The following is a 19,381-nucleotide window of genomic DNA, read 5'->3' as shown; positions in this document are numbered from 1 at the left end:
TTGGACAAATATACGTTGTACCAGAAAACAAAAAATAGATATAAACCTTGGCCAATTAAGAATGTCTATGACTTTTTCATAAACACTTTAAAAGCGCAGCCCCTTTCCTTGTCTGATAAAGATCTCAAACCATTTTTGATCGAGCATGAGATACCTGAAAGGAATAAAATAGGTGGAATTTATGGGATATATGATTCAGCCATTACTGCGCTTCTTAATGGCAAAGTAAAAAGTGTCAATGATATGGCATTTCAACAATTAGCTCAAAAATCCATTCCTTTAACGAATACCGACACGATTCTTACAATTGGTTCACTCGTCATTTTAGAAACAGATGATTTTGAGACGGTGTCTGGTTGTTATATTGGTGGAACGATAAACAGATTATATAACTTGGTCGCCTTTTTCGCAGGCTTGCCAGAGGTAGATAAAACGAATTTTGAAAATTATATCATTGATGATTACTTATCTTCTTTAGCCGATGTGAAAACAATTGGTTTTTTTGAACTTTAGACGAGAAATTAGAACGAATCACTTCGTTGTTTGGGGCTGCGATGTGCATAATCTCGTCGTACGTGGCGTCTATAGCCATTGTGACTGAAAAGATCCGATAGTGACGGAATGAGTGAGTGAAATGATCGATTTTGACAATTTCGAGGAGTACCATGACCCTCTATTATATGATCAAGAAAATGGCCAACACGAAAGCGAAATTCCATTCTTATTAAAATGGGCAGCCAAGCAAAAGGGGCTTATCATTGACTTGGCATGTGGAACAGGGAGAGCAACAATTCCATTGGCTGAAAAAGGGTTTGAGCTAGTAGGTGTCGATGTCCATAAAGGGATGCTAAACGAGGCAAGAAGAAAAGCAGCCCGCTTGCCAATTGAATGGGTCGAGCAAGACTGTACAAACTTGAATCTGCCGCTAAAAAGCAAATTAATTTATTGTGTTGGCCATTCGTTTCAACATTTTCTAACAAACGAGGCCCAAAATCAGCTGCTTGCTTCTGTCAATAGGCATTTGCATAGCGGCGGCGTGTTCATTTTTGATACACGGTTTCCGAGTCAGGAAGAATTGCTTCAGCCCTGCACGGAGGAGTATTGGCGGACATACGTAGATAGGGAAACGAGCTTTACAGTCGATGTTTATACGGTCAGTGAGTACGACGCGCTCAAGCAAATCCAACATTATACGACGATAAGAAAGTACAAAAACAACGTTGGCGCTATCATCAAGGAGAAACGAAGCCATATTCGTTTGCGCTACACGTTTCCGCAAGAAATGGAACGTCTTTTAACGGCGTATGGTTTTGAAATCATTCATGTTTATAAAGACTGGGACGAGACGGTTATAACAAACGATAGTAGTGAAGTGGTCTTCGTCTGTAAAAAAAGAGAGCAATAAGCCAGCCAATTTCCCTTGTAGGCCTTGATCAAATCGGCTATGATAGAAAAAACGTTTTAAGCGATGAAGAAGAGTAAGTACGCGTTGTGGAATGCTTTAGAGAGCTGATGGTTGGTGGAAATCAGTGCAGGAGCAAGGCGGAATGGGCTTCGGAGCTTCTTGGCTGAAAGAGAGAGTAGGCGAAGCGGGTGCCTTGCCGTTAAAAAAGGCAGCGCATTGAAGCAGTAGACTTCTGTGCGTCTTGAGAAGCGCTTTTTTGTGGAGCGAATGAAGGTGGCACCGCGGGTTATCCGTCCTTTTTTAGGATGGGTAGCCCTTTTTGGCGTTCAAAAATAGTTAAAAACAAAAGGAGGAAACGCAATGGCGACAAGGAGTTTAACTGGGATTAAGCCCACTGGGGAAGTCCATCTTGGCAATTACATTGGCGCGATTAAGCCGGCGCTTGCTTTTACAAAGCAGACTGGTTTAGAGTCGTTTTATTTTATTGCCAATGCCCATGGCTTGACGAAAATCACTGACAGCGAGGAAATGCGGCAATTGACACGAGGAATCGCTGCGACTTGGCTAGCTCTTGGCCTCGATCCGGAAAAGTCGGTTTTTTATCGTCAATCCGATGTGCCGGAAGTATTTGAGCTTAGTTGGATTTTGGCATGTGTAGCGCCGAAAGGACTTTTGAACCGCGCCCATGCCTATAAAGCCGCAATCGATGAAAACCAGGCAGCAGGCAAGGAAGCAGATGCTGGCGTCAATATGGGGTTGTTTACGTACCCGATTTTAATGGCGGCTGATATCCTGTTGTTTCAGCCAGATATTGTGCCAGTTGGCCGTGACCAAATCCAGCACATTGAAATTGCCCGTGATGTAGCGCGGCACTTTAATCATGTCTTTGGCGATGTGTTTAAGCAGCCTCGTGTCCACATCGAAGAAAGCGTTGCTGTTTTGCCTGGGCTGGATGGCCGAAAAATGAGCAAAAGCTATGGAAATACCATCCCTCTGTTTTCAGAGGCGAACGAACTGCAACGGCTAGTGAATCGGATCAAAACCGATTCACTGCCGCCAGAAGCGCCAAAAGATCCAGAGACATCTAACTTATTTACCCTTTATAAGGAGTTTGCTGAGCCACGGCAAGTGGAAGCGATGCGGGCCCGGTTTGCTGAGGGCATTGGCTGGGGGGAAGTTAAAAAAGAGCTGTATTGGGCGATCAATGAGTTTATGAGCGAACCGAGACGTAGGTACAACGAGTTATTGGCATCTCCAGAAGTGGACCGCCTACTGGCTGAAGGGGCGGAACGGGCTAGAGCATATAGCCAGCCATTCTTACAGGAAATAAAGAAAGCAGTCGGTCTTTGAAGGAAAGACTGTTTGAAGCGATTGACCAATTTTGAATTTAGCCGGAGTTGAGTAAAGGTGAGTTTAGAATTAGATCGAGTTGTGTTTATCGGCAGGACATTTGCTGAATATGTGGCCATGTTTGACCTAGATACAGTCAAGCTTCAAGGGCGCCGTATACTTGACTGTCCGGCGGGTGCTTGTTCTTTTACAAAGGAAGCTGCTGATTTAGGCATAGATGCAACAGCAAGCGACATGGCCTATCAGCTCTCGCAAGCAACGATTCGACAAAAAGGGCTGGCGGATCTTGGTCATACAATTGATAAAATCAAACAAGCCAAAAAGGATTACATCTGGACAAATGTTGCCGACGTTCCTGCGTTGGCTGCCCAACGAAAGCAGGCACTGCTATTGGCGACAGAAGATATGGCCAGGCGGCCAGAACGTTATGTGGCCGCTGTTTTGCCAAAGCTGCCATTCGCCAATCACACGTTTGACCTTGTTTTGTCAGCTCATTTTTTGTTCACCTATAGTGAACAATTGGATGATGCCTTCCACCAGTCTACACTTGATGAATTGCTAAGAGTCGCAAAAGAAGTGCGTGTTTTCCCGCTTGTTTCGTTGGATGGGAAGCGGTCCGTCCATGTGGACCCTCTTTTTAAACGCCTTCGGCAAAAAGGATATACGGTCACGGAAAAACGGGTGTCTTATCAATTTCAAAAAGGTGCCGATTCTGTCGCGATCATTCGGCAGCAATAACTATGCAAATTTCGCCGTATTGTTAACTTTGTTTTCCGGTTATGGCAACCGCCACTCCTGCAAGAGTAAGTGCACCGCCTGCAAGAGACAACAAGGCAGGTGTCTCCCCGAGCCAAAGCCAAGCAAGAAAAAGCGCCACGACCGGGGTTAAAAACAGAGTGCTCGTAGCTTCTGAGACGCCAACTTTTGCTGTAGCATAGGCGAGGCAAAAATAAGGAATAACCGTTGGGAAAAGCCCTAAGTACAAAACGGTCCAATTGACAGAGGAAGGTGCAGCTAACACCACTTGCCCTAGGCCAGGGGTAAACGCCAGCATAAACAGCGTCCCTGTTAAAATGGCATAAATAGTCAGTGGCAGAAAACCGTATATCGGCAAAAGGTGGCGTTGAAAAACAAAATAGATGCTTTCGCCAAAAGCGCCTACGAGGATAATAAGTGCCCCTAGCTGCAAATGAAACGAAGCGCCGCTGCCTAGCATAATGATCCCAATCCCTATAAATGCTATGAGAGCAGCAATCCCGTTTTTTAGGTGCAGGCGCTCTTTCATAAACAGGGCTGCAAGCAGCGTTGAAAAAAGCGGCGTCGTCGACACAAGCAGTGATGCTGTGCCGGCTTCGACTGTTTTTTCCCCAATGCTAAGTGCGCCATGGTAAACAGAAAAGCCGCAAAAGCCAAGCAAAAAAATGGCGGGCATGTCTTTTCGTTTCGGCAAAGGGATACGCGCAGCCAAGGCAAAGAGAAGCAAGGCAGCCGAGGCAATGAGAAGCCTTAAAGCGGCAAGGTGCTCGGGTGAGTAATAACCAAGACTCGCACGAATGGCGGGAAAAGCCGAAGCCCATAGGAGGACAGCTGTTCCGTAAACAAAAATGAGTTTCATGGTAATCATTCCTTTTTAAGCTAGTGGGTCTAGCCTAAGGCAAATCTGGTTTGGAGAAACCAACAACTTATGAGAAAATAAAACCAACAACTAGAAGGAGTGAGCATCATTTCAGGGCAACGTGCAAAAATTGCGGCTGACATTCGCGCAAAAATTGAAGCTGGCGAATGGTATCCGACGATGAAGCTGCCGACCCAACAAGAGCTTGCTGCCTATTATCAGGTAAACCGAAGCACTGTCATAGCAGCTTTAGACCGTTTAAAGGCAAGAGGCATCATTGTTTCGATTCAAGGAAAAGGCTCTTTTGTTAGCAACGATTCTGGCAATGAAGAAGGCGTTGTATGGAAAGAGTTGGCGAAATGGTCGTTTTATCCGAAAAACAAAGCGCTTGTCCAGCATTTGAACGAATGGGAAAACGATGCTACTCTTATTCAGCTAAGCAAAGGGGTGCTTGCTCATGAATTGCAGCCAAAGAATGCAATCAAGGAAGCGCTCACGGCAATGGCTGTACAAAATGTTGGTTTCGATTATGGCGATGGGAGAGGGGATGAAGGGTTAAGACAGGCACTATCTGTGTACTTACAGGAAAAGGGGATTCAAGCATCTCCTGATTCGATCTTAATTGTTTCCGGAGCGCTCGGCGGCTTGCAGTTAATAGGCACAGGGATTTTGCAGACGGGCAGTGTGTTGTTCCACGAGCCTGTTTCTTATTTGCGGTCTTTAACGTTTTTCGCAAGCTTGGGCATCCGGACGTCGCCTCTTGATTTTGCAGCCAACCATGCAAAAAAAGAGTTGGCCAAGCAGAGTGCCCATGCGTTATATGTGAACCCGACACACCACAATCCAACAGGAATGACGCTTGATGAAGGGGCGCGCCGCAAGTTGCTTTTGCTTGCAGGCAAAACAAGGATGCCGATAATCGAAGACGACATTTATGGCGATTTGTCATTTGAAGAAGGGCCAAAGCCATTAAAAGCCTATGATCGAAAAGGACAAGTATTGTATTTAGGCAGTTTTTCAAAAACGGTTAGCCCAGGTTTCCGGATTGGCTGGTTAGTGGGACCGCCCGATATTGTCCAGAAGTTGGCCGACTTGCGGATGCAAACGGATTATGGTTCGAGCATGTTGTCCCAATTTGTTTGCCGTCACCTATTGGAAACCGGTACGTACCGCCGCCATGTATGGACATTGAAAGAACATTTACGGGAGCGGAAAGACTGGTTACTTGGTTTGCTCCAGAAACACTTTGGCGAACTAGGGTCTTGTGGAGACGTGCAAGGCGGTTTTTTCATTTGGTTTACTTTTAGAAAAGAGCGAGCGCCTCATATGCAACGTTTTGTGACTGCTTGCCACAGAAGAGGCGTTGTCATTCATCCTGGATTTATTTACGGAGAGGAGAGACAGGCATCGATCCGCTTTTCTTTTGCGTTTGAAAGCTTGGAAAACATGGAGAAGGGTCTCCTGCAAGTAAGGAAAGCATATGACGACCAATTCGTAGGAGAGTGAATGACAGTGGAAGTGCGCACGTATGTTGCTGATGACGAGAGAGACTGGTTGTGCTTGCGGGTGCTTGCTTTTATGGACACGCCTTATTATGACAATGTCCTGCAAGTGAAAGAAAGGTACCGTAATCCCGCAATTGAATTGGTTTGCGTCGAAGCGGGCCAGCTAGTCGGACTTATTGACGTTGAGCTTGATAGCGATAGCCGCCCCGTCTGTTCCTTAAAAGAGGGAAAGGGCGGAATGATCTGGCACATTGCCGTTCATCCTGATTATCGTAAAAGAAGCATTGCCTCCTTGTTGCTTGCTGAAGTGGAAAAAGCAGCACATGCACACAGCCTTGATTATTTAGAAGCGTGGACGAGGGAAGATCCGGCTGCTAACCAATGGTACAAGCGCCACCTTTTTAGACAACACACGAGCTATCTTCATGTATACATGGACGCCGAAGAAGCGAAAAGGAATATACATAGCCACTGCCAAGGCATTACACCCGTAGGCGTTTTTGCCCACTACAGTGGTGATCGGAAAGAGGAAGTACGGAACGCTTTCAAACGGGTCCATGAATGCCGCTGTTATGTGAAACAATTGAAAGGAGGATCCCTTGATGCAAACGCTTAAATTTGAAGAGGCCTGGCAACGGACGATTTCGGAGAAGGATGTACAAGCAATCAAAAACGTGTTTGCAGCCCAGCAAGGGGAACTGCAGCCGTTTCTCCCGCTATGGCAAGCGCTTAACCACCGTGGCGATCTTTTGGTGACCGTTCTCGTTCAGCATACAGGGAACGGGGAGTGGCCAAATGAAGAGCGGGAGTATGTCTATTTAGAGGACGGCGAGGAAGTGGCAGCCAATCATTTTTCGCTAAAACGCCTTGGCTTGAAACCTCACGTAAGCATGCCGTGGACGTTTATTTTTCCAAAGGAAACACAAAAAAAAGCACCGCGGCTAAAAGGGGCGGCGCTTTGTCTGCGAACTTGGTAGCTTGATCGTTTTGTGAAGTCTCGGCTAAAAAAGAGGATGGTTAGTCCTCTTTCTTTTGTATCTCCGAATAGTCCTCGTCTTCGCCGAACTCTGTGTCAAAAGCAAAACGTGTTTGCGTTCTCTCGTTTGTTTCAACAGAACGGGAATGTTTTAACATATAACGGTGCACGAAAACTTCACCGACTGTGATGACGAAAGCGGAAAGGATGCTCCCCCAGGCAATCAGCATGTAATTATGGAACAAAACGGACCCGAAAATCCATACAGCCAAGTATGTGAACAAAAAATCACCAACGAGAGCAATCGTGTTTCCAAAGCGGGGAAGCAAAAACAAATCGCCGGCGATGTAGGAAACGACGGTGACGAGGAGCGCAAATGTAGTGACATCAACAAAGGTCGCTTCTGAAAAATAAAAAAATCCAATTGTAAAAGCAATAAAGGAAGCGATAAATTTGCAAAGCAACAGCAAGGAATGCTTCATAGGACGTTCCTCCTTTTTACTAACAGTGTTTCTGTCCTGGGTCGTTCGTATACGTCAAATGCCTGTTTTTCATCATAACGAATTGGAAAGGTCCACAAGCTGGCCCCGTTCCTAGGGTTGCAGCAAGGCTAATTATTGATATGATTTAGGGAGGGGCATTCGTAGAATTGGATACGCAAACAAAACGTGGCGAGAGGGATAGCCGAACTTTTTTAGAGCTGTGTTTTTTGCGCTGCTTCAACAGCAAGAAGAAGGAGGATACTCGGGTGAATTTAGATTGGCTTAACTGGGCGCAGCGTATTCAAGCCTTAGCGCAGGCGGGAATTACATTTACAAAAGACAAATACGACATGGAACGCTATGACGAGTTGTTGGCGATAAGTGCCGAAATGATGGCATGTGCGAAAAATCTTAATGCTGCGAGCGTGAAGGAAACGTTTGTCCAACAAAACGGCTACCAGACGCCGAAAATTGATGTCCGTGGCGTTGTCACAAAGGACAACCATATTTTGCTCGTGCAAGAAGAAACGGACGGCACGTGGGCGCTGCCAGGAGGCTATTGTGAAGTGGGATTGTCGCCTGTAGAAAACATCGTAAAAGAAATTAAAGAAGAGTCTGGTTATGATAGTAAATACGAGCGGGTGCTTGCCCTGTTCGATACGAAGAAACATCGTCATCCGCCTCATATGTTCCATTTTTATAAGTTGGTTTTGCATTGTACGATCACCGGGGGAACAGCAACAACAGGCGTGGAAACGAGCAACGTTGGCTTCTTTTCATTTGATGATTTGCCGCCGCTATCGGCAAACCGGAATACGCTAGAACAATTTTCAATTATCCGCAATCAGTTGAACGAAAGACAGCCGTATATGGACTAACAGGAAAAGGGTGTGAAAGGGAGGCTTCGCGAAAAATGGAACTGCGCTTTGTAGCCATGTCTGAAGACCAAGCGAAATGGCTTGCTTACCAATGGGAATATGAGGGCGCTTATGCTTTTTATCATACTGACGTTGAAAAGCTTGGATTGCACGCATTTATCGATGTTGTAAAAAGCAGTGCAAGACAATATGCCGTCTATAAAGACGAAGATATGGTAGGGTTTCTTGGAATCAAACCGAAAAAGGATGTGGCCGAGATCGGGCTCGGAATGAAACCGGACTACATAGGCAAAGGATTTGGCCGTTCATTTTTGCAAAATTGTTTGTCCTTTATTAAAAACAATTTCGAAGAGATAACGGCTGTCAAATTATTTGTTGCTGCCGATAATAAACGGGCCATTCATGTGTCTGAAGAGTGCGGCTTTGAAAAAAGAAGCCCCCATAAGCGGGAAATTAAAGGCGATGTTTACGATTTCGTTGAGATGGAGTATCGTTTTAATCATGAATAAAGAAGCACGGTGGCCTTAGCCATCGTGCTTTGCTTTATCTCATGCTTAGCCTTCTGCGCTATGTTGCTGTGTTTTGTTGTTGTTTTTCATGCCGATGAGTTGGTAACCAATTAAAGCGACAAATAAAAGCAAGCCGATTGCATCGCTGTACCCTTCTGGATAAATAAGCAAGAGCCCAGCTGCTAACGATAGAAGTCGTTCAAGCCAGTTCAGTTTTTTATACCAAAAACCGATCATGCAAGCGCCAATGGCGATCATGCCTAGAAGGGCGGAAATGAAGGCAACCGCGACTTGGAAAGGAGTCGAGTCAATCATTAGCAATTGCGGCTGCAATACAAACATGTACGGGATAATAAAGGCGGCAATGGCCAATTTTGTGGCGTTGACGCCTGTTCGAATTGGCTCTCCCCCTGATATCCCAGAGGCGGCAAATGCAGCAAGGGCTACCGGAGGAGTAATGTCTGCGACGATGCCAAAATAGAAAACAAACATATGGGCAGCTAAAATAGGGATGGCTGCCTCCAATTGCCCATTTAAGGCGATAATCGCGGGCAGGGCAATTGTTGATGTGATGATATAGTTGGCGGTGGTAGGTGAACCCATCCCAAGAATAATCGAAGTGATCATCGTGAACACAAGTGTCAACAAAAGTTGAATGTCGACAGAAGTAGTTAAAGTGCCAGCCATGTTTACAATGCCGTTGCCAAGCTTAAGGCCTAATCCCGTTTTGGTGACTACACCGACAATAATGCCTGCGCAAGCCGTTGCTGCTGCTACGCCAAGAGCAGTACGAGCCCCGCTTGTAAGGGCAAGGACAAACTTGCTTGGCGTAATGCGTGTTTCTTTTAAGAACAGGCTAACCAGTATCGTAATACCGATTCCGTATATGGCGCTACGCTCAATGCTAAAGCCCGCAAATAGCAAATACACAATTGCAAGGATCGGCAATAGCAAGTGGATTTTCTTCAAAACGACGCTTTTTTTCGGGATGCTCTCTTTAGGTAAGCCTAGTAAACCTAGACGCTTTGCTTCAAAATGAGTCATAATCCAAATTCCGGCAAAATACAAAATAGCTGGAATGAGAGCGGCACGGGCGATTTCCCAATACCCGACGCCAGCAAATTCAATCATTAAAAACGCGGCTGCTCCCATAATTGGCGGCATGATTTGGCCGCCAGTAGAAGCGGCTGCTTCTACTGCACCGGCAAAATTAGGTTTGTAGCCTAGTCGTTTCATCATTGGAATCGTATAGGCGCCGGTGGTAACGGTGTTGGCAACGGAACTCCCTGAAATCGTACCATTTAAAGCACTTGAAAAAATCGCGACTTTTGCTGGCCCGCCAACGCGCCGCCCTGCGATCGAAATAGCAAGGTCATTAAAGTAGTTGCCGACGCCCGTTTGAACCAAAAAGGCACCAAACAATAAAAACAAGAAAATGTAAGTGGACGACACTTGCAGCGGTGTTCCTAAAATGCCTTCAGTCGTAAAAAACATCGATTGCACAAATTGTTCCAACGATAACCCTCTATGTGCGAGCATGCCAGGCATATAAGGGCCGAAAAGAGCGTAAAGAACGAAGCAGCCTGCAATGATGATGATTGGCAATCCGACTGCACGCCTTGTCGCTTCCAATACGAGCATAATGGCAGTAACTCCGATAATTAGCTGAGCCGTGCTAATTCCGCCAAATTGCTGTACAAGTGTGTCATAGAAAACTGGCCAGTACCCACACACAATAATGGAAGCCAATATAAGAACGTAATCATACCAAGGAACGCTGTCTTTTTTTGTCTTTCGCTTTGCCGGGAATAGAAAGAAGATCAATGTTAAGGCAAAGCCTAAGTGGACGGTGCGTTGGATATATGCGGTAAATTGGCCGAATGCACCTGTATAGAGCTGGAATAGCGAGAAGGCAAGAAGGCCGACAAAGACAATACCGGCTGAGATGCCTGTTAATTTGCGTGTGCGTGATTCGGCATCATATTTTTCCATTAGCTTGTTCTGTTCTTCAAGCGAAAGCTGATGCTCATTATTTGTCATTTATTTCTTCTCCTTTCAGCCGTTGCCATAAATTGAGGCGTTCCATTTTGACAGTAAACCAAGCGCCTGGATCAAAGTAATCAGCGAACCAAGCTATATGTTCAGCATGCTGTCCCCACACTAGCCGGTGTTCTGGTACGACTGTTCCAGTTCGTAGTGCAAAGGATGGAAAGATGTTTTCCATATTTCGTATGTAATACTTTCCGTCTTCCATGACGAATTGTTCTTTGCCGTTTGCGTTGGAAGGCATGCCGATGCCAAACTCTTCAAAAACAAATTCGTATTGCTGGATAGTAAGGTTATCTAAAATAACATATTTTTCACTTACATCTGATCGATGAATAGAGTGTGTATAAATAATCTCAAACGTATCCCCAGGTTTAAGGGGAAGATAGGCGGAAATGGAGGTCGTGTTTTCTTCATAAAAAACGAGAGCGGTACGAAAAGGAATCAGGAGCACTGAAGTGGCAAGCAACAGCAACAATACAATACCGACCCAATATTTCCTCGTTAACAACAAACGCGCCATGAATCCTCCTTATTGGAATAAGAAAACCGGCCGCAAGAGCCTTGTCGGTTTGACAGCCGGTTTTTTCTAACCTATCTCCGTTATTTTGCTGATACGCCTTGCTCATCATAATAACGCTGGGCGCCAGGATGAACGTCTGTTCCAATGCCATCTAATGCGTTTTCAAGCTTGATAAACTGCGCCTTTTCATGTGCCATGTTTTCAGCATTTTCGTAAATGGATTTGGTCATATTATAGACCAAGTCTTCCGATAATGTATCGCTGACAGCAATCATTGCAAGCACAGCTACTGTTTGGACTTCGTTTTCCATTCCGTAAGTACCAGCTTCAATGACATCGGATGCATAATATGGATACGTTTCGATTAACTCATTGACTTTATCTTCAGCAATTGGCACAATCGCGACTTCATTTGTCGCCGATAATCCTTCGACAGCCCCTGTGGGCGTTCCGGCAGTAATAAAGGCTGCGTCAATGTTGCCGTCTTGTATGCCGCTCGTCGATTCATCAAAGCTTAAAGGCTGTTGATTAATGTCATCCATGCTCATGCCGTGAATCTCGAGGATCTGTTCAGCATTTACATATGTACCTGATCCTGGAGCTCCAACAGATACCGATTTGCCGGCAAGGTCTTCGACACTCTCAATGCCTGAATCGGCAGTGGTGACAATTTGAATGGTTTCCGGGTATAGCGAGCCGAGCGCAAGCACATTGTCAACAGGCTCCCCTTCAAAAGAATTGACGCCTTCAACCGCATTGGACATTACGTCTGTCTGCACAAACGCAATCTCTGCGTCGCCACTGCTTAATTGCGCTACGTTTTCGGCTGAAGCATTAGATGATTGGGCCGTTGTTTCGACGCCAGTGCCGTCGGAAATAAAAGTGGCCATTTCTCCTCCAAGTGGATAATAAGTCCCGCTTGTGCCACCAGTTAAAAGATTTAGAAATTGAGGGTCTTCGGATGAGGCATTTCCTTCATTGTTTTCAGCTTCGTTCCCGTTTCCCCCCGTGCCAGTGTCCGTTCCCCCACATGCTGCAAGACCGACTGTCGTTGCCAATGTTAAGACAACTGGAAAAAGTCTTTTTTTAATATGCGTAGCCCCCTTAGTTTCCCAATTTTTAATTTCATTTTACATAAAATCTATAATAGTTGTCAAATTATTTTAATAGGAGCAAATACCTAGTAAAGTGAAAGCGCTTATATATAATTGCTTTATTAGTACCCGAAAAAGTAGAGGTTCCCCTAAAAGGAGAACCTCAAACAATCATGGTTACTTCCCCGATTTCGTTTCCCGTAAAATCGCCTGCAACGCTTCTTTTTGCTGAATTTCCACAAGGATATACAAATAATCGCCTGCTTTAATTTCCGTGCTTCCGGAAGGGGAGATCACATCATTGCCCCGTTCAATTGCACTTACGTTGACGTGAGGAGGGAAGCCGACTTCGGCAAGTGTTTTGCCGACAATGGCTGTATCCTCTGTCGTTTGGAAGTGGAGCATTTCCGCTGTGTTGCGCCCTGCGGCTAACAGTTCTTTGCGAAGTTCATCACGCCACTCTTGGCTTAAATCTTGTCGCAGTTCTTCGTACGCTTCTTCTTTTAAGCGTTGTTTTAATGCTTCATCGTGTGCAAGGCGTGCCTTTCGTTGCTCCGTTCGCCAGTCTCTCGCGATCATAATGCCGATCGAGACCAGCATAAAGACTAAAATGAACGCAAATGGGAGGGCAGCTGTCAGCGCAGCAGTCTGTAAGGCATCTAGTCCTCCGTCTCCACTTATTAGGAGGACGGACGCTGTGCCAGCAATTAATACGCCCCACAGCATTTTTAATTTAAAGCTTGGATTAAGCAAGCCGTTCGATGTCATCGACCCGAGTACAAACGCAGCTGAATCGGCGGATGTGACAAAAAAGATTCCGACGACAATGACTGCTAAAATGCTCGAAATCGTGGTGAACGGGAGATTTTGCAGCATATAGAAAAGAGTAAGCTCCACTTCAGACTGAGCAATCTCCGCAAGGGGGAACAAGCCGGAAATCTCAATATTTAAGGCGGTACCGCCAAACACACAAAACCAAACGACTGCCATGAGCGTCGGGACGAGCAGGACGCCTGCGATAAATTCGCGGATGGTGCGCCCTTTTGAAATCCGTGCAATAAACAAGCCGACAAATGGCGACCATGACATATGCCAAGCCCAGAAGAAAATCGTGTTTGACCCAAGCCATTCATCATTTGAAAAAGGCGTCATCGTTAATGACATTGACACGACATTGGACAAATAGCCGCCTAAAGTCGTCACCATGCTTTCAAGCAGTGTAATGGTTGGTCCTGCAAATAAAACGAATAACAGCAAGATGCCAGCAAGCACCAAATTTAAATTCGTGAGCCGTTTAATGCCTTTATTGATTCCGGCAACGGCGGAAAATAAAAACAAACAAGTGATGACGGCAATAATTGATAGCTGTAAAGGAATGTTGTTCGACAGCGGCGTTAAAAAGGAAATGCCCCCTGAAATTTGCAAAGCGCTTAAGCCAAATGTCGTTGCAACACCTGCACAAGTAGAAATAACCGCAAGCAAATCAATCGTTTTGCCCATCCAACCGTCTGTCTTAGAACCGAGAATGGGGTAAAAGGCAGAACTAATCAGGGCCGGCCGATTTTTGCGGTATTGTACAAAGGCAAGCGTTAAGCCAACGACTGAAAATGCCCCCCAAGCATGGAGCCCCCAATGGAACACGCCATAACGGAGCCCGATCGCAGCAGCGTTCGCCGACTCTTCTGGCAAGTTGAACGAATAGCCAGGTGGCGGGTCCATATAGTAAAGAATAGGTTCAGCTACGCCAAAAAAGACGAACCCGACTCCAAGGCCAGCCGCGAACAGCATCCCGACCCATGAAATGAAAGAATGCTCAGGCCTGTCGTTGTCTTTGCCGAGCCTAAGTTTGCCAAATGGCGTGACGGCCACAATAAAACCAAAAAGGATGAAAATGCTAGCAATGGTCATATAAAACCAACCGAAGTTGTCAATAATCCAAGCTAAGGCCGTTTCTGCTGTAGCGCCTAAGTGGGAAGGGTTCACGATGCCCCATAACACGAATAATGTCATTCCTGTTGCTGACGCATAGAGGACAAAGGAGGATTTTCTTGATGTTGTGTCAGAGTTTTGCGGCATGCGCAAACCACCTTTCCTGCAGTTAAAAGTTCGTTGTATGGATAAGGAGAAAGACTCTTTTTCAATTTACCCCGATTAGTCGACGGTAAACCCCAATAAAAAAGACAGGCATTTAGGTTGAATTGTTAGAATATCATTTTTTCTAGCTATAATAAACAAAAATCTTAATAAAAAGAATGAGTATAATCCGTCACTTCCTAAAGAAAAGATAAAAATTGCTGAGCACACGTTGACTTTCTTTTGCCACAGGAGTAAGATCACTCTTAGACTTAAAATCTTGCCTGCATTCAGGAGGGACAAAGTGGAAAAACAGTTTGCTGTCATAGGGCTCGGCCGTTTTGGCATAAGTGTATGCCAAGAGCTTTATGCAATGGGGCATGACGTTCTAGCCATTGACCGGTCTGAAGAAAAAGTCGAGTTTGCCAGCGACTATGCGACAAAAGCGATTGTCGCAAATGGAGTAGATGAACGTACTCTTAAAGCGCTTGGAATCCGCAATTTCGATTATGTCGTTGTGGCGATTGGCGAACACATTCAAGAGAGCGTCCTTGCTACGTTGCTTTTAAAGGAGCTCGGCGTTTCCAATGTGTGGGTGAAAGCAAGCAATGCGAAGCACTACCGTATTTTAGAGAAAGTCGGTGCCGACCGGATCATCCGCCCAGAACATGAAATGGGTATTCGTATTGCCCATTTGCTTGATTCCACTAAAGTGATTGACTATATTGAACTGTCGGATGAGCACAGCATAGTCGAATTGGCGGCGACGGAAAAGATAGCCAATAAGACCATTGCCCAACTAAACATTCGGAAAAAGTACCACTGTACATTAATTGGCTATAAACGAGATGGGCAACTGAATATCCATTTGTCACCTGAGGAGGTCATTTATGAAAATGATCTTTTAATTTTGGCAGGCGAAAACAGCGATTTAAAGCGATTCGAAAAAAAAGGATTATCATAAATATAAAGGGGATAGAGACCGATGGAAAGAGGCATCGCTTCTTTTACGTATTCAGATTGTACGCTTGAATACGCCATAACCGGAGAAGGGGAGCCAGTTTTATATTTGCATGGTGGCCATTCCAACTGCTTGGAACAACTGGGGATAGAAGAGCTTGCGCAAAATAGCTATTCCGTAATTGTGCCGTCGCGGGCAGGATATGGGCAAACATCGAGGCAAATTGGCAAGTCGCTTGAAAAGGCGTGCAGCTTTTACATTGAACTATTGAATGAATTGAATATTGATAAAGTCCATTTAATTGCGGCATCAACTGGCGGGCCGTCTGGCATTTATTTAGCGAGTCACTACCCAGAGAGAGTTCAATCATTTACATTGCAAGGGGCTGTCACGAAGCCGTGGCAAGAAGCGAGTGTCCGTGATGCAGTATTGAGCCGCTTTTTATTCCATCCTTTCATTGAGCGGTTTGTCTGGCGGAGCCTCTCTTCTTTAGCTCGGTTTTCACCAGATTATGCATTCAAAAAAATTGCGCCTGCTTACAGCACCCTCTCGTATGAAGAAATTAAACAAAGGATGCTCGCCAGAGACTGGTATTTGTTTGATCGGATGACTGAATTTCAGCGCTCAGGGCACGGTTTTTATATTGATTTGCAGCATATGCGTCAGTCCCTTGAGGAAGAATTAGAAACGATTACGGCGCCAACACTTATCGTTCATAGCAAAAATGACGCAATCGTGCCTTTGGAGCATGCCCATTATGCCCATGAACGGATTCGTTCTTCAAAGCTAATCTGCTTAGATACGTGGGGCCATCTTGTCTGCCTTGGTAAAGGATCAGAGCAGCACACCCAGGAATTGGCCGATTTTCTGCAACAGCACAAAGCTTCTTGACGAAATGAGTCAAGAGGCTTTTTTTGTGTAACAAGAAAGAGAATTGTAGGAATCGCGAATAGTAAAAAAAGGAATAAATGGACGTGGGATTTTTTGATAATTTTTTTAACTTCAATGGTGGTTGACAGTGCCAGCCGTTTTTCATAAGCTTAGCCATATTGTGTGCGTTTCTTCAGGAAAACGTGCAAAAATTGGCGCGCACCGGGAATAGTAAGCAAAAGTCCGATACGAATGACCATACAGGAGGTAAAGATGAATTTTTTATGGGGCTTAATGGGAATGGCCATCTTGCTTGGGATTGCCTATTTGCTTTCTGCAAACAGGAAAGCGATTAACTGGCGAACGATTTTGACGGCACTGGCGTTACAATTCGTTTTTGCGGTGATTGTCTTATGGACAGATGCAGGGAGTTATGTGCTTAAGCAAGTGACAGGCGCTGTCCAAGCGGCGATTGACACTTCGGCTGCTGGTATTGATATGCTCTTTGGCGGTGTCCTGCAAGCGGAAGGAGTCGGCAGCGTTTTCGCTTTTCAAGTGTTGCCTGTGATCATTTTTTTCTCAGCGATTATTAGTATTCTCTATCATTTCGGCATCATGCAGTTTGTTGTCAAATACTTAGGAGGCGGCATTGCCAAGTTGCTTGGGACAAGCCGGGCAGAGTCGATTTCGGCGACAGGCAATATTTTTGTTGGGCAGACAGAGGCGCCCTTGCTGATTAAACCTTATATTGGAAAAATGACGTCGTCTGAAATGTTTGCCGTCATGACAGGAGGGATGGCGACAGTAGCGGGGTCTGTGATGGCAGGGATATCGCAGATGGGCATTCCGCTGGAATATTTAATTGCTGCTACGTTTATGGCTGCGCCAGGCGGGCTTTTGATGGCCAAAATGCTTGTTCCAGAAACAGAGATAAGCGAAACGAAGGACAACATTCATTTCCAAGTCGAGCGCGAGTCCAAAAATGTGATCGATGCTGCTTCGAACGGAGCATTGGATGGACTAAAATTAGCGCTCAATGTGGGCGCGATGCTGATTGCCTTTGTTTCCTTAATTGCACTGATCAACTTGTTTTTAGGCACGATTGGCGGATGGTTTGGCTATGGTTCCATTACGCTAGAGCAAATCCTCGGGTACGTGTTTGCCCCGGTGGCCTGGATCATTGGCGTCCCATGGGAAGAGGCCGTGCAAGCGGGCTCGTTTATCGGGCAAAAGACGATTGTCAACGAGTTTATTGGTTTTGATGCCCTTGTGTCGGCTGCGGGCGAGGTGTCAGAACGAACATATGTCATTACGAGCTTTGCGTTGTGTGGGTTTGCGAACATTAGCTCGATCGCGATCTTGCTTGGCGGCCTTGGCGGACTCGTGCCAGAACGCCGTCCTTTAATCGCTAAATATGGGTTGAAAGCACTTATTGCCGCAACGCTTGTCAACTTAATGAACGCTGCAATTGCGGGCATGCTTGTAGGATGAGTAATGGCTATCGATTCTTCTATAAAAAATAGAGTCTTTCTTTTGTATCAGAGTCCTATTTTAAAAGCAGGCTGGCATCTAGCCTGCTTTATTGTAGCTGGAAACAACTTGAATGGAGCCTTGATGGGCATTTTAGAATAGGATCAGGAGTATGTATCTTAGAATAGAGCAAGGAGGATAAAGGGATGAATCGAATCGTTGTCATTGGATCAGCTGGCTCTGGTAAGTCTACCTTGTCTCGAAAACTCAGTGAACGTTTATCGTTGCCCGTTATTCATTTAGACCGTTTTTATTGGAAACCTAATTGGACGCCAACCCCGAACAATGAATGGGATTCGTTTCTTAAAGATTCGGTAAGCCAAAATAAATGGATTATCGATGGAAATTATTCAAGGACGCTTGACATGAGGCTGAATGAAGGAGATGCCGTCATATTTTTAGATATGCCTAGACTGTTATGCATCTATAGGATTATAAAAAGAAGACTGATTTATCATGGAAAAACAAGACCTGATTTGAACGAGGATTGCCCTGAAAAACTAGATTGGGCTTTTTTTGTTTGGGTTTGGAATTACAAGAAGAGAAGCAGGCCCAAAGTGATTCAAGCGCTTGAGCAAGTAAAAGAGCGAAAGCGCGTTGTCATACTAAAGACAAGGAAAGAAGTCCAACGTTTTTTAGACCAGGTTAACGAGAATGGACGGTTTTGAGGAGATATATCTGCCAAATACAGGCATTCATGCTGCCGGCCTTTCCAACAACCTCACCTCCTCGCTTAGCGAGGAGGTCGGCCTGGAACATAGTGCGTAGGGGGAAAAGCTTGCTGATTGTGGACGACATTGGCAACGGATGCTGAGTGCGGGAAAGTGTGCACATGGCGGTAGACACGGTTTGTGACGTACGTTGTTAAGACAGGCTGGATTTCTTGAACAATGTATTCTTGTACAAAAGGCCTTGGTGCAGGAGGCAGTGGTCTTGTAGCAGGCATGTTTGCTTTTCCCTGTCGAAACGGAAACATATTTAAGTCCCCCTCTTCCTTCTTACCGCTAGCCTATGTCACCACAGACTTATTCGATTGGGCGAGCGTCAAAGATAGGGGATGAGGGGTTAGTCTTCTTTTCGTTTGCGTAGCTCTTGCTCATAAATATAAAGAGCATTGGCATCATCTTTGATGCGGTTCAAATAATCAATATGCGTTTCAAATGTGGCCTCTTCCTCCACTTGTTCGTCGAGGAACCAGTTTAAGAAAGAAAGCGTTTGGTATTCTTGTTCTTCTTGGGCGATCTGGTACACCTTATAATAGCTTTTCGTCACTTCCCGCTCTTGGGCCAGCGCTGCCTCAAATGTGGCGACGAGTGAACCATAATCGGCTTTTGGGGCTTGGATCGCCTCAAAGACAGCTTTTTGGCCTTTGTCATTTAAATAATCATACACTTTCATGCCGTGTTCCCGCTCTTCCTCTGCTTGCTTAAGGAAGTAATCGGCGAAGCCATTGTAACTAATATGGTGGCAGTAGGCAGCCATCGCCATATAATCATGGGCAGCTTGAAACTCCATATTCATCTGGTGGTTCAACGCTTTGACAATTTTTTCTGAGAGCATGATC

At 45.4% G+C, this 19,381-nt stretch carries 21 protein-coding genes and 1 other annotated feature; of the genes, 13 read left to right on the top strand and 8 right to left on the bottom strand.

What is annotated here, in order from left to right:
* The 4 genes from BC8716_RS05060 to BC8716_RS05045 all read left to right on the top strand — a co-directional run bounded on the left by BC8716_RS05060 (nt 1) and on the right by BC8716_RS05045 (nt 3,493).
* Nucleotides 1–513 (top strand): hypothetical protein, encoded by a 513-nt coding sequence (locus tag BC8716_RS05060; protein ID WP_094424230.1) that lies wholly within the window; start codon nt 1–3, stop codon nt 511–513.
* 121 nt (nt 514–634) lie between these two features.
* The gene (locus BC8716_RS05055; RefSeq protein ID WP_094424229.1) at nt 635–1,405 is read left to right on the top strand and encodes a class I SAM-dependent DNA methyltransferase; all 771 of its coding nucleotides are present in this window, start codon (nt 635–637) and stop codon (nt 1,403–1,405) included.
* 54 nt (nt 1,406–1,459) lie between these two features.
* Nucleotides 1,460–1,706 (top strand) — a binding site (T-box leader).
* A 59-nt stretch (nt 1,707–1,765) separates the two neighbouring features.
* Nucleotides 1,766–2,755, top strand: a complete 990-nt coding sequence (locus BC8716_RS05050) for a tryptophan--tRNA ligase (protein WP_094424228.1) — start codon at nt 1,766–1,768, stop codon at nt 2,753–2,755.
* A 57-nt stretch (nt 2,756–2,812) separates the two neighbouring features.
* Complete coding sequence (locus BC8716_RS05045) at nt 2,813–3,493, top strand: class I SAM-dependent methyltransferase (protein WP_094424227.1); 681 nt, start codon at nt 2,813–2,815, stop codon at nt 3,491–3,493.
* Between the two features lie 22 nt (nt 3,494–3,515).
* Here the strand turns inward: BC8716_RS05045 and BC8716_RS05040 are convergent, their stop codons facing one another.
* Complete coding sequence (locus BC8716_RS05040) at nt 3,516–4,370, bottom strand: DMT family transporter (RefSeq protein WP_094424226.1); 855 nt, start codon at nt 4,368–4,370, stop codon at nt 3,516–3,518.
* 99 nt (nt 4,371–4,469) lie between these two features.
* Here BC8716_RS05040 and BC8716_RS05035 point away from each other — a divergent pair, with 99 nt between their 5' ends.
* The 3 genes from BC8716_RS05035 to BC8716_RS05025 are packed head-to-tail and all read left to right on the top strand — an operon-like array spanning nt 4,470 to nt 6,852.
* Nucleotides 4,470–5,876 (top strand): aminotransferase-like domain-containing protein, encoded by a 1,407-nt coding sequence (locus BC8716_RS05035; RefSeq protein WP_094424225.1) that lies wholly within the window; start codon nt 4,470–4,472, stop codon nt 5,874–5,876.
* Nucleotides 5,877–6,491: a GNAT family N-acetyltransferase gene (locus tag BC8716_RS05030; protein ID WP_094424224.1), complete on the top strand. Its 615-nt coding sequence runs from the start codon at nt 5,877–5,879 to the stop codon at nt 6,489–6,491. It abuts the gene before it with no gap.
* Nucleotides 6,478–6,852 carry an SLAP domain-containing protein gene (locus tag BC8716_RS05025; protein ID WP_094424223.1) on the top strand — a complete coding sequence of 125 codons (375 nt, stop codon included), beginning with the start codon at nt 6,478–6,480 and terminating at the stop codon, nt 6,850–6,852. Before BC8716_RS05030 ends, BC8716_RS05025 begins: the two co-directional genes overlap by 14 nt.
* Before the next feature lie 40 nt (nt 6,853–6,892).
* On the opposite strand, the gene BC8716_RS05020 is transcribed toward BC8716_RS05025, so the two are convergent.
* On the bottom strand, nt 6,893–7,333 hold the full coding sequence (locus tag BC8716_RS05020; protein WP_094424222.1) for a YndM family protein: 441 nt from the start codon (nt 7,331–7,333) through the stop codon (nt 6,893–6,895).
* A gap of 266 nt (nt 7,334–7,599) precedes the next feature.
* On the opposite strand from BC8716_RS05020, the gene BC8716_RS05015 reads away from it, so the two are divergent.
* Together BC8716_RS05015 and BC8716_RS05010 are read left to right on the top strand one after the other, a co-directional pair.
* Nucleotides 7,600–8,211 (top strand): NUDIX hydrolase, encoded by a 612-nt coding sequence (locus BC8716_RS05015; RefSeq protein WP_094424221.1) that lies wholly within the window; start codon nt 7,600–7,602, stop codon nt 8,209–8,211.
* 35 nt (nt 8,212–8,246) lie between these two features.
* Entirely contained in the window at nt 8,247–8,720 is a 474-nt protein-coding gene (locus BC8716_RS05010; protein WP_094424220.1) for a GNAT family N-acetyltransferase, read from the top strand.
* A gap of 45 nt (nt 8,721–8,765) precedes the next feature.
* Here the strand turns inward: BC8716_RS05010 and BC8716_RS05005 are convergent, their stop codons facing one another.
* From BC8716_RS05005 to BC8716_RS04990, 4 genes are all read right to left on the bottom strand, one after another.
* On the bottom strand, nt 8,766–10,760 hold the full coding sequence (locus BC8716_RS05005) for a TRAP transporter permease (RefSeq protein ID WP_094424219.1): 1,995 nt from the start codon (nt 10,758–10,760) through the stop codon (nt 8,766–8,768).
* Nucleotides 10,750–11,289 carry a DUF1850 domain-containing protein gene (locus BC8716_RS05000; protein ID WP_094424218.1) on the bottom strand — a complete coding sequence of 180 codons (540 nt, stop codon included), beginning with the start codon at nt 11,287–11,289 and terminating at the stop codon, nt 10,750–10,752. Before BC8716_RS05000 ends, BC8716_RS05005 begins: the two co-directional genes overlap by 11 nt.
* A gap of 80 nt (nt 11,290–11,369) precedes the next feature.
* Nucleotides 11,370–12,380 (bottom strand): TAXI family TRAP transporter solute-binding subunit, encoded by a 1,011-nt coding sequence (locus tag BC8716_RS04995; protein WP_094424217.1) that lies wholly within the window; start codon nt 12,378–12,380, stop codon nt 11,370–11,372.
* A 180-nt stretch (nt 12,381–12,560) separates the two neighbouring features.
* Nucleotides 12,561–14,459, bottom strand: coding sequence for a BCCT family transporter (locus BC8716_RS04990; protein WP_254121130.1), 1,899 nt, complete (start codon nt 14,457–14,459; stop codon nt 12,561–12,563).
* A gap of 301 nt (nt 14,460–14,760) precedes the next feature.
* Here BC8716_RS04990 and BC8716_RS04985 point away from each other — a divergent pair, with 301 nt between their 5' ends.
* The 4 genes from BC8716_RS04985 to BC8716_RS04970 all read left to right on the top strand — a co-directional run bounded on the left by BC8716_RS04985 (nt 14,761) and on the right by BC8716_RS04970 (nt 18,485).
* Nucleotides 14,761–15,420, top strand: coding sequence for a potassium channel family protein (locus BC8716_RS04985; RefSeq protein WP_094424215.1), 660 nt, complete (start codon nt 14,761–14,763; stop codon nt 15,418–15,420).
* A gap of 21 nt (nt 15,421–15,441) precedes the next feature.
* On the top strand, nt 15,442–16,308 hold the full coding sequence (locus tag BC8716_RS04980; RefSeq protein WP_094424214.1) for an alpha/beta fold hydrolase: 867 nt from the start codon (nt 15,442–15,444) through the stop codon (nt 16,306–16,308).
* Between the two features lie 252 nt (nt 16,309–16,560).
* Nucleotides 16,561–17,778, top strand: a complete 1,218-nt coding sequence (locus BC8716_RS04975) for a NupC/NupG family nucleoside CNT transporter (RefSeq protein WP_094424213.1) — start codon at nt 16,561–16,563, stop codon at nt 17,776–17,778.
* Nucleotides 17,779–17,963: 185 nt separating this feature from the next.
* Entirely contained in the window at nt 17,964–18,485 is a 522-nt protein-coding gene (locus BC8716_RS04970; RefSeq protein ID WP_094424212.1) for a DNA topology modulation protein, read from the top strand.
* Nucleotides 18,486–18,550: 65 nt separating this feature from the next.
* Here BC8716_RS04970 and BC8716_RS04965 read toward each other — a convergent pair whose 3' ends face one another.
* On the bottom strand, nt 18,551–18,793 hold the full coding sequence (locus BC8716_RS04965; protein ID WP_011245150.1) for a CotD family spore coat protein: 243 nt from the start codon (nt 18,791–18,793) through the stop codon (nt 18,551–18,553).
* Nucleotides 18,794–18,882: 89 nt separating this feature from the next.
* A complete protein-coding gene (locus BC8716_RS04960; RefSeq protein ID WP_035202273.1) occupies nt 18,883–19,377 on the bottom strand; it encodes a ferritin in 495 nt (164 codons plus the stop codon).
* Nucleotides 19,378–19,381 lie beyond the last annotated feature (4 nt).

This window comes from Shouchella clausii (genome assembly GCF_002250115.1).
Lineage (GTDB): Bacteria > Bacillota > Bacilli > Bacillales > Bacillaceae_D > Shouchella > Shouchella clausii.
The sequence above is the reverse complement of the archived record's forward strand: the minus strand, read 5'-3'. Positions and strand labels throughout refer to the sequence as shown.